We start from the raw sequence: 14702 nt of genomic DNA, 5'->3' as shown, positions 1-14702 counted from the left end.
AAGGTTCAAGAGGTATCGGAAACAGGGGCGAAATTGCCGCTTTCCCCTCTTTCCCTTACCGCCGTATTGTCTATACCGCGCAGCACGACAAATGAGGATGCACGTGCGTATTCGTTTTGATCAGGGGCCGGCCGGATCGGGAACTTATTTCGAACGGCCAGACCGGGTGATCCGCGCAGACAAAGCGGAAGACGTGCCACAGGCTTTGGCGGCGCTGGATGAGGCACGCGCGGATGGGGCCTGGCTGGCCGGTTATGCAAGCTATGAGCTTGGATATGCGTTGGAACCCCGCCTGTTGGACCGGATGCCTGCTGACCGCCGCCTGCCACTGCTGTGTTTCGGTGCCTATGATGCGCCAGGCCAGTGCGATCTGCCCGCACCCCTGGGCGGTGTTGCCGAATTCACACCGCGCTGGGACGAGGCAAGATATGCACGCGCCTTTCAGCTGGTCCACGATGCGATCGGGGCCGGGGACATCTATCAGGCCAACCTGACGTTCCCCATTGACCTGACATTGCAAGGGGATAGCGCCGCGCTTTATGCGGCGTTGGCTGTGGGCCAGCCGGTCGGTCACGGAGCGCTGGTTCAGCAGGATGGTTTACCCGATTTGCTCAGCCGCTCGCCCGAGTTGTTCTTTCGCACCGGTGCAGACCGGACGATCGAAACCCGCCCGATGAAGGGCACACAACCCCGCAGCGAAGACATGGCCGAGGACGCGCGCCGCCGCGATTTCTTGTCGAGAGACGAGAAGAACCGCGCTGAAAACCTAATGATCGTTGACCTTCTGCGCAATGACATCAGCCGGGTTGCGCTGCCGGGGTCCGTGAAGGTACCCGAGCTTTTCAAGGTCGAAACATATGCAACCGTGCATCAGATGATCTCGCTGGTGCAGGCACAGCTGCATCTTGGGGCAGAACTTTCCGATATCCTAAACGCGTTGTTTCCCTGCGGCTCGATCACAGGCGCGCCCAAAATTCGCGCGATGGAGATTTTGACCGATCTCGAACCCTGGCCACGCGATATCTATTGTGGTGCTATCGGCTGGGCCGCGCCAGACGGGCGATCCGAGTTCAACGTGGCTATTCGCACGCTGATGGTCGAGGGCAACAAGGCCACGCTGAATGTGGGTGGGGGCGTCGTTTGGGACAGCACTGCCGCATCCGAATATGAGGAAGCGCTATGGAAGGCACGTTTTGCCCACCAGCTGACCCTGACTTCCGTCTGATCGAAACGCTGGCATTCCGGCCAGAGAGCGGGTTTGTGCGTGTTGGAAAACACTTGGCCCGGATGGAGCGTTCGGCACGGGCATTGGGGCTTCCTTTCGATGCAGGGCGCGCGATTGCAACGCTTGACCAAGTTGCGGGTTCAACCTCGTTGCGCTGTCGATTGACGATGGACATCAGTGGCGGGTTTGGCGTGACAACTGGTGCACTGGCGGATAACCCGTCCGTCTGGCGGGTCGCAGTTTCCAATACGAGGCTTGCCGCCTCTGATATCTGGTTGCAGCACAAGACGACGCAGCGCGGTGTTTATGACCGGGCCCGGGCGGCACTGCCCGAGGGCGTAGATGAGTGGCTGTTTCTGAATGAGCGTGACGAAGTGTGCGAGGGCACCATCACTAACATCTTTCTGGACATGCCCGATGGTCGTTGCCTGACGCCGCCCTTGTCCTCTGGCTTGCTTCCCGGGATCTTGCGCGAAGACTTGCTGGAAAATTCTAAAGTCAGCGAGGCGGTGCTGACCATGACCGACCTGCAAAGCGCGGAAAGGTTCTGGATGGGCAATTCCTTGCGAGGCCTGATCTGGGCGGAATTGGCGGTACTGTGAACAGGCAAACCGATTGGGCTGAAGCCGCAGCACCTTCCCGTTGGTTGCGACTGGAATTCGGTTTGTTCTTCATCGCCATACCTGTGCTGATCGCCGTACTTTTCCCGCCTAACTGGATGTTTCCATCGCTGTTTACCTTTACGGCCATCGGGATCGTGTTGTTGCATTTCACGCACGGATTTGCTTGGACTGAATTGCGATATAACTGGCGCAACTGGTCCTGGCCCGAAGTCGCCGGCTTTGCTGTGGGAATGACCCTGTTTTGTGTTGCGCTAGTACGAGTGGCCCGTCCCGAAGCTGCCTTTTTCCTGTTGCACAACCAACCCGAGCTGCTGGCGATGATTTGGGTGTTTTACCCATTCGTTTCCGCCCTGCCGCAAGAGCTGCTGTTCCGGTCGCTTTTCTTTCGTCGCTACCACGCAATCCTGCCCAATGGACGCACAGCTTATCTGCTGAATGCATCGCTCTTCTCGCTTGCGCATCTGATGTATTGGAACTGGATCGTAGCTCTGATGACATTTGTCGGAGGGTTGCTGTTCACCTGGGCCTATCGCAAACGCGGGTCGTTTTTCTATGCGGTTCTGCTGCATGCCATCGCGGGGAACATCATCTTTGCGGTGGGTCTGGGCATCTATTTCTACTCAGGCAACGTGCAAAGGCCGTTTTGACGGTGCGACTTGCCTTGACTTTCCCAGTCTGACGCGGTGTATCGGCCCGACCAATTCTGCGCCCGAAGGGATATGATCCATGCACGCCTATCGCAGCCACACCTGCGCCGCTCTGACCGCCGCCAATGTCGGTGAAACCGTTCGCCTGTCTGGCTGGGTGCATCGGGTCCGAGATCACGGCGGCGTTCTATTCATCGACCTTCGCGATCATTTCGGCGTCACACAGGTTTTGTGCGACGGCGACAGCGCGGCATTCGCCGAACTGGAAAAAGTCCGCTCGGAATGGTGTATCCGTATCGATGGCACAGTCAAAGCGCGCGCCGCTGATCTGGTGAACGCGAAATTGCCCACGGGCGAGATCGAAGTTTACGTGCGCGAGTTGGAAGTACTGGGCGCCGCTGACGAGCTACCGCTGATGGTGTTCGGCGATCAGGAATACCCTGAGGAAACGCGCCTGCGCTATCGCTATCTGGACCTGCGCCGCGAAGTGATGCAGCAGAATATGACCTTGCGCTCGGACGTTGTTGCCTCGATGCGCCGCCGGATGTGGGATCAGGGCTTCCGCGAGTATCAGACGCCAATCATCACGGCGTCCTCGCCTGAAGGCGCGCGCGATTTCCTCGTTCCGTCACGTCTTCACCCGGGCAAGTTCTACGCGCTGCCGCAGGCCCCACAGCAGTTCAAACAGCTGATCATGGTGTCGGGCTTTGACAAGTATTTCCAGATCGCGCCCTGCTTCCGGGACGAAGACCCGCGCGCCGACCGCTCACCCACCGATTTCTACCAGCTTGACCTTGAGATGTCGTTTGTCGAGCAGCAGGACGTATTCGACACGATTCAGCCCGTTCTGACCGGCGTGTTCGAAGAGTTCGGCGGCGGCCGTAAAGTCGATCAGGACTGGCCGCAGATTTCCTACAAGGACGCGGCACTGTGGTATGGCAGCGATAAGCCCGACCTGCGGAATCCTATTAAAATGCAAGTGGTCTCCGACCACTTCCGCGGGTCTGGGTTCGCGATTTTCGCGAAGCTGTTGGAGCAGGACGGCACCGAAATCCGCGCTATCCCTGCGCCGACGGGTGGCAGCCGCAAGTTCTGCGACCGCATGAACGCCTTTGCCCAGAAAGAGGGTCTGCCCGGTATGGGCTATATCTTCTGGCGTGATCAGGGCGAAGGGATGGAGGCCGCCGGTCCACTGGCCAAAAACATTGGCCCTGAACGGACCGAGGCGATCCGCCAGCAGTTGGGTTTGGGCGTCGGAGACGCTGCGTTCTTCCTGGGCGGCAAACCGAAAGCCTTTGAAAAGGTGGCTGGCAGGGCGCGCGATGTGATCGGTGATGAACTGAATCTGACCGAGAAAGACCGCTTTGCCTTTGCCTGGATCGTCGATTTCCCGATCTATGAGCAAGACGAAGAAACCGGTGCGATCGACTTTGAACACAACCCCTTCTCGATGCCGCAGGGCGGGATGGAGGCGCTGAACGGCAATCCTCTGGATGTGCGCGGCTATCAATATGACCTCGCCTGCAACGGATACGAGCTGGTCTCGGGCGCGATCCGGAACCACAAGCCCGAGATCATGCTGAAGGCTTTTGAGCTGGCTGGCTATGGCGCGGATGAGGTGAAATCCCGCTTTGGCGCGCTGTTCAACGCCTTCCACTATGGTGCCCCGCCGCACGGTGGCTGTGCAGCTGGTATCGACCGGATCGTGATGCTTTTGGCCGATGAAGCCAATATCCGCGAAGTCATGATGTTCCCGATGAACCAGCGTGCCGAGGATCTGATGATGCAGGCACCGTCCGACCCGGCCTCGGACCAGCTGATGGAGTTGGGCCTGCGGATTATCCCTCAGGACTGATAGAAAACCCGCCACAGTCGCCTGTGGCGGTTTTTTCTGTTTTCAACCCATTCCCAATTCGCTGTTAGCGGGTTTACAGGAAATGGTCCTTTTTCCTCTCGCGGCTGTTCCGAATGTCACGCGCGCTGACGCGTGTCTGTCTGTATGCCCACAGACAAAGGAGCGATGCGGTAATTAGATATGCGGTTGTCACTTCAGATAGCCTCGCGCTGTTCCAGACGGGCCTGCACTATTCCCGCAACTTGGGCTGTCAGAGCGGTGATGGGCATACCTGCGGCGCGTGAGGCTGCCAACTGCTGGGCGGCTTCGGCCAGAACCGTATCTTCAGCATCACGGGCAACGCCGCGCAGGAATTGGGCCGCATAGTCCAGTGACCGATGGTCATTCGGTCCGGCCAGAACATCTGCGATATGTGCCATGTCGTCCTGATAGGCCATAGGATCGGGGCATATCACCTCATCCCGAACGGCGTGGAGCGTGCAGGGGCGGCGGTCTTCAGGTAGGCATTTCAGAATAGACGACTGGAAATAGGACAGTGAGTTAAGCGGTTTGGCAAGAAACCCGTCCGCACCAACCTCTGTCGCAAGGGTTTCTGAATTGTCGTCGCCTGACATGCCCAGAATCGCTCCGATCCGGGGCGTAGTCATGGCCAGTTCGGCAATCAGATCAGCGCCAGAGCCATCTGGCAGCCCCATATCCACCAAGATCACCGAAGGCCGATAGATTTGAAGGTGGCGTCGGGCGGACTTCAGGCAATCGGCCCGCCTGATCCGCGCGCCTGAATGCAAACACATCAGGCGGATGGCATCGCAGGCATAGCGGCTGTCCTCAACAACCAAAATGGTTTGTCCCAGCAGCGGCCGCGTGGCCGTTGGCTGTGCGGGTGCGGTGAAGGGGCTCGAATCGTCCATGGCAGAACTCCTATTCAGCAGATGCTTCACGCTAGGAACTTCTGGCTAACACGGGGTTAACGGCAATTTGGCGCACTTGTCCTTTGCCTGATCTGTCCCCATAACCGCTGCAACGCAGAAGGTAGGAGAGTTCCATGATTGGCCGCTTAAACCACGTTGCCATTGCCGTCCCTGATCTTGTGGCGGCGTCTGAACAGTACCGCAGCGCTTTAGGTGCCAAGGTTGGCGCGCCGCAGGATGAACCTGATCACGGCGTTACTGTGGTGTTCATTGAATTGCCCAACACCAAGATCGAGTTGCTTTATCCTCTGGGCGATGACAGCCCGATCAACGGTTTTCTAGAGAAGAACCCCGCCGGCGGAATCCATCATGTCTGCTATGAGGTAGAGGATATCATTGCCGCGCGTGATCACCTGAAAGAAACCGGCGCCCGGGTGCTGGGTAGCGGTGAACCCAAGATCGGCGCGCACGGGAAACCGGTTCTTTTCCTGCATCCCAAAGATTTCAACGGCTGTCTGGTCGAGTTGGAACAAGTATAAACACCGGAGGTGTACACATGACGATCACTGCAGGACTGGTTCTGTTTGCCGTCATCTGGTTCATGACGCTTTTGGTGATTCTGCCGATCCGCATCAAGACCCAGGGTGATTTGGGCGAGGTCGTTCCCGGCACCCATTCAGGGGCCCCGGAAGTGCATCACATGAAGAAAAAGCTATGGATCACCACCGGGGTGTCGGTCGTGCTCTGGGCTATCATTGCAGGGATCATTATTTCGGGCGTGATTTCGGTACGGGATTTCGATTGGCTAAATCAAATGGAACCGCGAAACTAAGCTTCAGGGCGTTGGCCCTGACAGCTTATGAAAGATATGCGTGAATGTAGCAGCTCCGATAATCGGGATCACAAGATTCACCAGCGGAATAGACAGTGGGATGGCCATCAACGTGCCCGCAAGCCAAATTGTTGACGAATGTTGTGCCCGCAGTTTTCGCGCGCCCTCACGCCCGATACGGCGCATGGCTGCCAGCGTAAAATACTCACGCCCCAGCAGAAATCCGTTCATCGCCCAAAAGATAAACGGGGCCAGTGGCGTGAAGATCGCATAAAGGATCAGCGCCAGAAGGTTGGCCACAATCAGCACACCCATAAAACCAAGCGCGTCAGTGATCGCATCGCCTATCGGGATGCGTGGAACCGCGGGCAGGCTCGGATAATGCCTGTCCTCTACAGCTTGCGCGACATCGTCCAGAAACACAGACGTGATGGCTGAGGCGACGGGAATCATCAGAAACACTGGCAGGATCAGCACCAGGAAAATGCCGGAATAGCTGAGGACGTCATTCAGCCAGGGAACTGCACCAATGAATGGCAGCGATATCTCGTCCCCTGACAGCCGGTTGATCAGCCAAATTGCACCGGCGCAGGCTGCGATCAGCATAAGAATGGTCAGACCAATGCCCCGAAGCAGGACCCCGCGGAATTTCGGGTCTCCGATCTGACCAAGCGCTGAAAAAAAGGCGTTGAGGATGATCATTCTGTGACCCATTCGGTCAGGGCATCAACATCCGGGCGAGGGCGGTCGGGCGGGGTCGAGCCCTCGGTCGCGATATGGATCAAACCGGCAACACTCTCGTTATCCCGCAATCCAAACGCTTTGCGACAGAATTCTGGATCGTGGGTTTGCCAGCCAGACAACCAATTCGCGCCCCATCCTGCGGTCAAAGCAGCGTTCAGCAAAGCAAGGCAAACAGCCCCAGCTGAATAGGTCTGCTCGATGGCTGGAATCTTTTCCGAAGGCTTCTGAACCTCGATCACAGCGACGGCGAGATGGCCTAAATCAAACTGTCCGCGCGCTTTTTCAATGTCTTGAGGGGATTTGCCAAGCGCCTCACCGCATTCCTGCGTCAGCCCCGACAGGCGCCCCATTGCGCCTTTTTCAAGCACGATGAACCGCCAGGGTTCTAGTTTTCCGTGATCCGGGCTGCGGGCTGCTGCGGTCAGCAGGGGCATCAGCTGCTCACGGTCGGGGGCCGGTTCAATCAACGTTTTGGCTGGGCGCGACCGACGGGTCTGCAGAAACTCTAAAGCGGCCGGATTCTTCAAGGACATATGTTAACTTCCTTTACATAGGCTGTCTGTATCTGGTTGAACATCTGGCGAGTTTCAAGTGCAATCGGCTGGACCACTTGGATCAATTTCATTCCCCGCCCAACCGTGCAAGGGTCTTTGTTAACAGAAGGTGCCAATGGGAAAACCGAAACTAAGAAATCTTCCAGACCTGAGCGACCGTGTTGCACCGAATGCTGAGATTGCGGTCAGGGTTACCCCGAAAGCCGCAGCAGACAGGATTTTGGTTCAGGACGGAACGATCAGAATATATATCACTGCACCGCCCGAAAACGGCAGGGCAAATGAAGCCACACGTGAGCTTCTGGCGGTGGCGCTGAGGGTTGCTCCGTCCGCATTGATCCTGAAGCGCGGCCAGACATCGCGCGAGAAAGTCTTTGTGTGTCAGGCCTGATCGGGGGTTTCGCGAATTTGGTAAACACCTTCGGGCAGATCCAGTGCCGCAGCCAGATCACGAACCTGTTCGGGCGAAAGCGTAATCTTCTGAACCTGGTCAGTGCGCGGATCCAGTTGTTCCAGCGTTACGCATTCTGCAAAATTGTTAATAACCACATCCTCGTTCAAAGGCTTTTCGCCTTCGTCCACCAGGGTTATGACCGTCGAGTCGAATTCATGCTCAATCGAAAACATGTTTCCAGCTTGCCGGGCGGAACATTGCAATGCAACCCGTTCGTGGGAAATCGTCCGGTGGCGAACCGCCTAGTGTCGGGCTATGTTCGAAGAAAAGGCATGACCGGACCAAAGGAAATAGTATGCGTCGCCTGATCTTGATGATATTTGGTCTGGTTCTGTCGGCCTGTGACACCGGTTCGCTACGCGTTCAGCCGGTAGAGGAATGGCAACAACCTTCAACTGATTTTCAGGTCGATGTGCTGACCTTTCGCGAAATCAGTCAAAGGGTCGGGGATGTGGCGCGCGCAGAGTGCAAGCGGCGCAGTAATGTCAGCAACTGCGATTTTTCGATCGTGGTTGATCTGAACCCTCGCGCACCAGCAAATGCTTTTCAAACCTTGGATGACGACAATCAACCAGTCATAATCTTCACCCGCGCGATGATTCAATCGGTGGAAAACGCCGATGAACTGGCCTTTGTGATGGGGCATGAATCTGCTCATCACATCCTGCGCCATATTCCCCGCCAGTCCGAAAACTCACGAGAAAGTGCCGCGATTTTTGGCGAGCTTGCACGCATAGCGGGGGCAAATGACGCAGATCTTGAACAGGCGCAGAAGCTGGGCGCGCAGGTGGGTGCCCAGATATATGTCAAGGACTTTGAACTGGAAGCGGACCGGTTGGGAACGATCATCACGCACCGGGCAGGTTATAATCCCTTGTTAGGAGCCCGCTATTTTGCCCGAATTCCTGACCCGGGCGATCGTTTTCTAGGCACCCATCCACCGAATGCTCAGCGCGTCGAAATTGTTTTGGAAACCTCGCGGCAGCTTGGGCTGACACAATGACGGGACTGAAACGGTTGGGGGTTGTCTTGACGGACCGCGGATCGAAATATGCCGTGTCCGGCGCTTTGGTCAGTTCCCGTGACGAGGTGGCTGCTGTCCTGCAGGATCTGCAATCTGACAAAAGCTATGCCAAGGCCACGCACAATACCTGGGCCGCAATCCTGCCCACTGGTGCGCTCAAGGCGGATGACGGGGAAAGCGGTGCCGGAATGGTGATTCTGCGCATGCTGGAAAGGGCCGAACTGAGCGGTCATATCGTCATTGTCACTCGATGGTATGGCGGAAAAAAGCTGGGCGGTGATCGATTCCGACGGGTGCAGGATGCAACACGGGCTTATCTGGACGAACTGGAATTGGGACTTTGACCTGCGTCAAGGCTTGGGCTGTTTCGTATTGCTAGTCTGATCGGACAAAGCGAAACGGAAAGGAATGCCAATGCCCGATCGCGAAACGCTTAGGCATCATGCTGGTCTTGTTGACCGTATGGCTGGCAAGCTGGGGGTGGATCTGCAGGAATCTGCAATCGCTGGACATATATCGGTGGATCAGATTACCGATGCGGTTCTGCGATGCACCGATTGCCCGAACCCGGGCCATTGCCAATCTTTTTTGAATCAACCGGTTCTGGCAACGCAGACACCCGAATATTGCCGGAACCAGGATTTGTTAAGCAAGTTGATCCCTTAGGGGGGCCGCAATGCCGCGCCTTGGACACCTCATGACTCATTTGCGCCTTGTGTTGAGGATGGGGCAAACTACGGGTACGGATATTGTGCGGGCCCACAATAAAGGTCGGCTAAGTCAGGAAGACTGGGCTGAAATGATCCGCCTGTGTCAGGGATGTGGCTGGGCGGCTGCCTGTCCGGATTGGATGGAAAGACATCCAGATGTTGCAGGAGCACCACAAACCTGCCCGAACAAACATCAATTCGCCGCGTTGAAAGTAATACAAATGCAGGAATTGGGATGAAACACGCTGTACTGGGCGACGTGGAAAAGCACTTTTGGCTGACTCGATCTGTTGCCCGATGCCTTAAGATCTCGTTGACCGAAGCCATGTCCGACGGGCGGTTGAGTCCGGATGAATACGCCGAGATGGTAACGCGTTGCCGGGCCTCGGACTGTCACGAGAAATGCACGATATGGCTGGCCGCACAGCAATCTGATCCTCGTTCAGCGCCCGGGTTCTGCGTAAATAGCCAGGTTTTCAACCGGCTGAAGTGATCAGATCTTGGAATGTGTCCCGTCGCAAAACGGTGGGTTAGCGCAGTTTTTACAGCCGCAGAAGAACAGTTTCTTGCTGGTATCAGCCGTGAACTTGACCGGTTCAAAGCCGGTTCCTTTGTGAGATCCATCACAAAATGGCTGCCGATTGGACCGGCCGCACGAGCACCAGAAATAGCTTTTTCCTTCGGTTACTTCGATTGGATAGGGCGCTTTTTGCGCAATGACAGGACCTTCGGGCATCTGATTTCTCCGTTCGCTGACTTTCCCCAGTCTATCGCCTGAACAGATGTGCCGAAAGCAGTAGCTGCCACGCGGCACCCATTCCATGGGCAATCCCCCCGGCATGGTTTTGCCTGCTTTCGCAAACGCGCTGTTGATTTTATTGCAAAATTACCAACCACACCGTATTGTGAAGTCGGCCCCATGTTCAGGGCAATAACAGAAATTAATTAGAGGAATGACGGACATGAAACTCAAATTTGCTGCCGTTAGTGCGTTTGCCCTGGTTCTGGCTGCTTGCTCGCAACAGGAAGAGCCGACACCGGTATACATTACCCCAGATTATGACAAATACGGCACGCCGAGCTGCCCGGCAGGGACAGATCTGGCGACGACCGAAGCAGGTCAGACCGTATGTAATCCGACTGCTCAATAAGATTTTCGCGGGCGGATTCCGACATAGCCGCCCGCACAATCGAACAAAAAAGCCGCCCTATGGGTGGCTTTTTTATTGCCTGTCATACGGTGTTCGGGTTTCTGTTTGACCTATTGAATTACCGAGGTCGCATGAGAAAACTTGTCATCCATCTAAAGGACCGCATCCGCTGGAGCTGGCAGGGATTGGCTGCCACTTGGCACGGTGAATACTCGTTCCGCGCTTGGGTCTGCGCTAATCTTGTTTCTGCGGGTCTGGCCCTGTGGCTGCCCCTGAGCGATGGCGTTCAGGCTCTGATACTGGTGATCGGTCTGTTGGTTCTGGTGGCCGAACTGTTCAACACGGCGATCGAACGGGCGGTGGATCATACTTCGACTGAACACAATTTATTGGCCGGGCAAGCCAAAGACGCCGCCAGCGCTGCGGTGGCACTGACTGCTTTGGCTGGCGGATTGGCCTGGGTTATCGGGCTGTTGAGCCTTTTTTGACTGCCGCTGGGTCGGTCAATTCAGTTGGGCGTGGTTAGCGAAGCTTGCCCCATAGATCATATTCCCCGGCCTCGTCCACCTCGACCGAGACAATGTCGCCCGGCTTCAGGGCCTCAAACCCCTCGTCGATGAACAGATTGCCGTCGATCTCGGGCGCATCTGCGGTGGTGCGACAGGTCGCGGCCTCATCGTCGATATCATCCACGATGACTTGCAGGGTATGGCCGACCTTGGCGGCCAGTTTGGCCTCGGAAATCGCCTGAGCCTTTTCCATGAACCTTTCCCATCGGTCTTGTTTGACATCGGCGGGCAGATGGTCAGGAAGGTCGTTGGATCGGGCTCCTTCGACGTTCTCGTACTGAAAGCAGCCGACGCGATCCAGTTGCGCCTCGTCCATCCAGTCCAGAAGGGTTTGGAACTCAGCCTCGGTCTCGCCGGGATAGCCCACGATAAAGGTGGATCGCAGAGTGATGTTAGGACAGGTCGCGCGCCAGGCAGCGATCTCGTCCAATGTTCTGGCAGCTGCAGCGGGGCGGGCCATTCGTTTCAAAACATCCGGATGTGCGTGTTGAAAAGGGATATCCAGATAGGGCAGCACGTTGCTGCCCGCATCCGCCATCAGCGGGATCAGTTCACGTACATGCGGGTAGGGATAGACATAGTGCAGACGAATCCAGGCATCCAACTGACCCAATTCACGCGCCAGATCGGTGATATGGCTGCGGACCTCACGGTCTTTCCAGGGATTCACATCGTATTTCCGGTCCAACCCATAGGCCGAGGTGTCCTGAGAGATCACCAGCAATTCGCGCACACCGTTATCGACCAGCTTTTCCGCCTCGCGCAGAACAGCATGCGCCGGACGGCTGGCCAGTTTGCCGCGCATGTCGGGGATGATGCAGAACTTGCACTTGTGGTTACAGCCCTCTGATATCTTGAGATAGCTGTAGTGGCGCGGCGTCAGTTGAACGTTGGCCGCAGGCAGCAGATCCACGAAGGGGTCGGGATCAGGCGGCACGGCCTTGTGTACCGCGTCCAGCACCTGTTCGTATTGATGTGGTCCGGTGACGGCCATGATACGCGGGTGATGCTCGCGGATGTAATCGGGTTCGGCCCCCAGGCATCCGGTTACGATAACCTTGCCGTTTTCTACCAAAGCCTCGCCGATGGCATCCAGAGACTCCGCCTTGGCGCTGTCCAGAAATCCGCAGGTATTCACAATCACGGCATCTGCGCCTGAATAGTCCGGCGAGATGCCGTATCCTTCGGCCCTCAGGCGCGTCAGAATCCGCTCGCTGTCGACCAAAGCCTTGGGGCAACCCAGCGATACCATGCCGATGGTCGGCTGGTTCGGACGTGGTGTATCAGTGATCCGGGCAGCAGGTGCCAGGTCGGGGCGGAGGTTTGGCGGGTTTGTGGTCATGGCGCGGCATATAGTGGGGAAAGCTTCCCCTTGCAAATGCGCTGCCGTCTTTGAATGATCTTTTTATAGCGTGCCAAATAAGTCGGAGAGCAGAAAATGAAATGGCTAATGCGCATCCTGTTCCTTTTGGTGGCTGTGGTCGGTCTTGTCATCGGCGCGTTGCTGCTGATGCCGGGCGACAAGTTGGCGACCATTCTGGCCGAGCAGGTCAAGGCACAAACCGGGCGTGATCTGAAACTGTCGGGGGGCGTTAAGCTGTCCTTCTGGCCTGTGCTGGGCATGGAAACCGGGGCGGTTTCCTTCGGAAATGCCTCGTGGGCGGGGTCTGAGCCGATGCTGAGCGCCGAAAGCCTGGCGGTTGGGGTCGATACCTTGGCCATTTTGTCCGGCGATGTGCTGATCAAACGGATTATTGCCGAGAATCCGACCCTCAGACTTGAACTGTCAGACGGGCGCGGAAACTGGGAGTTTGACACGGCCGTCGCCCCGACAGCCAGCGGCTCGGGTGGATCAAAACCGGCCGATGCATCGCGTGCGGTGACACTGGAGCATCTGAAACTGACTCAGGCGCGTCTGATCTTTGTTGAAAATGGATCGGCCCGATTTGATGTCGCAGATGTGGATTTGTCTGCTAGTTGGCCAGCAGTCTCGGCCCCCATGGTTCTGGATGCACAAATGCCGGTTCCGGGCGGTGAGGCCCGCGTGGATATCAAGATACCCGACCTGCCGGCCTATGCCTCGGGCGCGGCATCCGAGATTGAGCTGGCGCTTGCCGCCCCTGGTGGTGACATCGGATTTGACGGGCGCGTCAACCTTGCCGGAGAGATGGACGGCAAGCTGCACTTGGAAACCAAAGACACGGAAAAAATGCTGGCTGCGTTTGGTCAGGAGGGCGTTGGAGTGCCGCACGGGTTGGGCCGCGCTGCGAATGTGTCGGGGCAGATGACTTATACCAGAGATGGCCGCATATCTGTGCGCGATCTGGTGGCTTCACTCGACAGTAACCGTTTTACAGGCGAAGTTGATATTGTCATTTCCAACCCGCCACAGATCACTGCTCGGTTGGATGCCAGTGATCTTGATCTTTCTCGCTATAATCAAAGTGGTCAGACGGTCTCGTCCAGTTCCGGCGGTTCCGGCTCGGGTGCTGCCTCGGAGGGGTGGTCAAGGGAACCGATCGACGCCTCGGCGCTGGCTTTGGCCAATGGTGAAATTCGACTGACAGCCAAATCTATCGCGCTGCCCGAGCTGACGCTTGGCCCCAGCGACCTGACAATGCGGCTGGACCGGTCTCGGGCTGCATTGGAGATGAACCCGGCAACCTTGTTTTCCGGAACGCTGAACGGGCAGGTGGTGGCCAATAATCGGAATGGGTTGTCCGTTGGCGGCAAGATAAAGGCCAAGGGCATTGACCTCAAACTAGCTCTGACAGCCTTGGTCGGGGTCGAGCGGCTGTCCGGGACCGGGTCGGGATCATTCGAGTTTCTGGGCGTTGGCCAGAACGAGAATCAGATCATGCGCTCGCTCAGCGGTAAGGGCCGCTTGGATGTAGGAAAGGGGCTGATATCGGGTTTTGACCTTGATCGTCTGATGGGACGAGGCAAAGGTTCGGGTGGCACCACCGTGTTCAACAGCCTGACGGCTAGCTTCACCATTGATAAGGGCGTTTTGCAGAACAACGATCTGTTGATGTCGCTGGACAATTTCCGCGCGGATGGCAAAGGAAAAGTCGGGATCGGAGCGCGCAATATCGACTATCTGTTCACGCCAGTCGCTCTGCGTGCGAATTCGGGAGAGGGCCTGTCGGTTCCGGTGCGTATAGTTGGACCATGGAGCAATCCGTCGATCAAGCCGGACCTGACCAAGGTGATCGAAGCGGCTGCCGGAGGAAAAGTCAAAGAGCTTGAGGATGATGTCAAAAAGAAAGTCATCGACAAGATAGGCGGCGATACCGGTACGGCCGGGACTGACGGTGACAGCGTCGAGGACGCGCTGAAGAACAAGCTTGAGGACGAGGCCAAGAAAGGACTGCTTAAGCTGTTTGGCGGAAATTGAAGTGTC

General features: G+C 56.8%; 21 protein-coding genes. 15 read left to right on the top strand and 6 right to left on the bottom strand.

Annotated features, from left to right (window positions below; genetic code table 11):
• Window positions 1-97 precede the first annotated feature (97 nt).
• From AC2FIP_RS07140 to aspS, 4 genes are all read left to right on the top strand, one after another.
• On the top strand, window positions 98-1225 hold the full coding sequence (locus AC2FIP_RS07140) for an aminodeoxychorismate synthase component I (RefSeq protein WP_496785812.1): 1128 nt from the start codon (window positions 98-100) through the stop codon (window positions 1223-1225).
• A complete protein-coding gene (locus AC2FIP_RS07135) occupies window positions 1180-1827 on the top strand; it encodes an aminotransferase class IV family protein (protein WP_496785707.1) in 648 nt (215 codons plus the stop codon). The genes AC2FIP_RS07140 and AC2FIP_RS07135 overlap by 46 nt, the downstream gene beginning before the upstream one ends.
• Entirely contained in the window at window positions 1824-2495 is a 672-nt protein-coding gene (locus tag AC2FIP_RS07130) for a CPBP family intramembrane glutamic endopeptidase (protein ID WP_496785705.1), read from the top strand. Before AC2FIP_RS07135 ends, AC2FIP_RS07130 begins: the two co-directional genes overlap by 4 nt.
• A gap of 79 nt (window positions 2496-2574) precedes the next feature.
• Window positions 2575-4350, top strand: coding sequence for an aspartate--tRNA ligase (aspS, locus tag AC2FIP_RS07125; protein ID WP_142636592.1), 1776 nt, complete (start codon window positions 2575-2577; stop codon window positions 4348-4350).
• Window positions 4351-4544: 194 nt separating this feature from the next.
• On the opposite strand, the gene AC2FIP_RS07120 is transcribed toward aspS, so the two are convergent.
• On the bottom strand, window positions 4545-5261 hold the full coding sequence (locus AC2FIP_RS07120; protein ID WP_496693874.1) for a response regulator: 717 nt from the start codon (window positions 5259-5261) through the stop codon (window positions 4545-4547).
• 134 nt (window positions 5262-5395) lie between these two features.
• Here AC2FIP_RS07120 and mce point away from each other — a divergent pair, with 134 nt between their 5' ends.
• Window positions 5396-5800, top strand: coding sequence for a methylmalonyl-CoA epimerase (gene mce / locus AC2FIP_RS07115; RefSeq protein ID WP_271949260.1), 405 nt, complete (start codon window positions 5396-5398; stop codon window positions 5798-5800).
• Between the two features lie 17 nt (window positions 5801-5817).
• Window positions 5818-6093, top strand: coding sequence for a DUF1467 family protein (locus AC2FIP_RS07110; protein WP_142636598.1), 276 nt, complete (start codon window positions 5818-5820; stop codon window positions 6091-6093).
• Between the two features lie 3 nt (window positions 6094-6096).
• Here AC2FIP_RS07110 and AC2FIP_RS07105 read toward each other — a convergent pair whose 3' ends face one another.
• Together AC2FIP_RS07105 and AC2FIP_RS07100 are read right to left on the bottom strand one after the other, a co-directional pair.
• Window positions 6097-6795: an EI24 domain-containing protein gene (locus tag AC2FIP_RS07105; protein ID WP_185956679.1), complete on the bottom strand. Its 699-nt coding sequence runs from the start codon at window positions 6793-6795 to the stop codon at window positions 6097-6099.
• The gene (locus AC2FIP_RS07100) at window positions 6792-7370 is read right to left on the bottom strand and encodes a nitroreductase family protein (RefSeq protein WP_496785703.1); all 579 of its coding nucleotides are present in this window, start codon (window positions 7368-7370) and stop codon (window positions 6792-6794) included. Before AC2FIP_RS07100 ends, AC2FIP_RS07105 begins: the two co-directional genes overlap by 4 nt.
• 136 nt (window positions 7371-7506) lie before the next feature.
• Between AC2FIP_RS07100 and AC2FIP_RS07095 the strand changes: the two genes are divergently transcribed.
• Window positions 7507-7782: a DUF167 domain-containing protein gene (locus AC2FIP_RS07095; protein WP_496785702.1), complete on the top strand. Its 276-nt coding sequence runs from the start codon at window positions 7507-7509 to the stop codon at window positions 7780-7782.
• On the opposite strand, the gene AC2FIP_RS07090 is transcribed toward AC2FIP_RS07095, so the two are convergent.
• Entirely contained in the window at window positions 7773-8018 is a 246-nt protein-coding gene (locus AC2FIP_RS07090; RefSeq protein ID WP_271949269.1) for a DUF8831 family protein, read from the bottom strand. The genes AC2FIP_RS07095 and AC2FIP_RS07090 overlap by 10 nt on opposite strands.
• Window positions 8019-8140: 122 nt before the next feature.
• On the opposite strand from AC2FIP_RS07090, the gene AC2FIP_RS07085 reads away from it, so the two are divergent.
• The 5 genes from AC2FIP_RS07085 (at window position 8141) to AC2FIP_RS07065 (ending at window position 10072) form a co-directional block, all read left to right on the top strand.
• Window positions 8141-8848: a M48 family metallopeptidase gene (locus AC2FIP_RS07085; RefSeq protein WP_271949271.1), complete on the top strand. Its 708-nt coding sequence runs from the start codon at window positions 8141-8143 to the stop codon at window positions 8846-8848.
• Window positions 8845-9213 carry a YigZ family protein gene (locus AC2FIP_RS07080; protein ID WP_496785700.1) on the top strand — a complete coding sequence of 123 codons (369 nt, stop codon included), beginning with the start codon at window positions 8845-8847 and terminating at the stop codon, window positions 9211-9213. The genes AC2FIP_RS07085 and AC2FIP_RS07080 overlap by 4 nt, the downstream gene beginning before the upstream one ends.
• 70 nt (window positions 9214-9283) lie before the next feature.
• Window positions 9284-9535 (top strand): DUF6455 family protein, encoded by a 252-nt coding sequence (locus AC2FIP_RS07075; protein ID WP_142636610.1) that lies wholly within the window; start codon window positions 9284-9286, stop codon window positions 9533-9535.
• A gap of 10 nt (window positions 9536-9545) precedes the next feature.
• A complete protein-coding gene (locus AC2FIP_RS07070) occupies window positions 9546-9818 on the top strand; it encodes a DUF6455 family protein (RefSeq protein WP_496701528.1) in 273 nt (90 codons plus the stop codon).
• Window positions 9815-10072 (top strand): DUF6455 family protein, encoded by a 258-nt coding sequence (locus tag AC2FIP_RS07065; protein ID WP_271949278.1) that lies wholly within the window; start codon window positions 9815-9817, stop codon window positions 10070-10072. The genes AC2FIP_RS07070 and AC2FIP_RS07065 overlap by 4 nt, the downstream gene beginning before the upstream one ends.
• Here the strand turns inward: AC2FIP_RS07065 and AC2FIP_RS07060 are convergent, their stop codons facing one another.
• Complete coding sequence (locus tag AC2FIP_RS07060; protein ID WP_142636614.1) at window positions 10073-10315, bottom strand: CDGSH iron-sulfur domain-containing protein; 243 nt, start codon at window positions 10313-10315, stop codon at window positions 10073-10075. It abuts the gene before it with no gap.
• A gap of 226 nt (window positions 10316-10541) precedes the next feature.
• Between AC2FIP_RS07060 and AC2FIP_RS07055 the strand changes: the two genes are divergently transcribed.
• Both AC2FIP_RS07055 and AC2FIP_RS07050 read left to right on the top strand, forming a co-directional pair.
• Entirely contained in the window at window positions 10542-10730 is a 189-nt protein-coding gene (locus AC2FIP_RS07055; protein ID WP_142636616.1) for a hypothetical protein, read from the top strand.
• Between the two features lie 131 nt (window positions 10731-10861).
• Window positions 10862-11218 (top strand): diacylglycerol kinase, encoded by a 357-nt coding sequence (locus AC2FIP_RS07050; RefSeq protein WP_496785698.1) that lies wholly within the window; start codon window positions 10862-10864, stop codon window positions 11216-11218.
• 34 nt (window positions 11219-11252) lie between these two features.
• Here the strand turns inward: AC2FIP_RS07050 and rimO are convergent, their stop codons facing one another.
• Window positions 11253-12641, bottom strand: coding sequence for a 30S ribosomal protein S12 methylthiotransferase RimO (rimO, locus tag AC2FIP_RS07045; RefSeq protein WP_496785696.1), 1389 nt, complete (start codon window positions 12639-12641; stop codon window positions 11253-11255).
• Between the two features lie 96 nt (window positions 12642-12737).
• On the opposite strand from rimO, the gene AC2FIP_RS07040 reads away from it, so the two are divergent.
• Window positions 12738-14696, top strand: coding sequence for an AsmA family protein (locus AC2FIP_RS07040; protein ID WP_496785694.1), 1959 nt, complete (start codon window positions 12738-12740; stop codon window positions 14694-14696).
• Window positions 14697-14702: the final 6 nt, after the last annotated feature.

Source organism: Ruegeria sp. CDSB114 (assembly GCF_059611025.1).
This window is presented reverse-complemented; position numbering and strand designations above follow the sequence as displayed.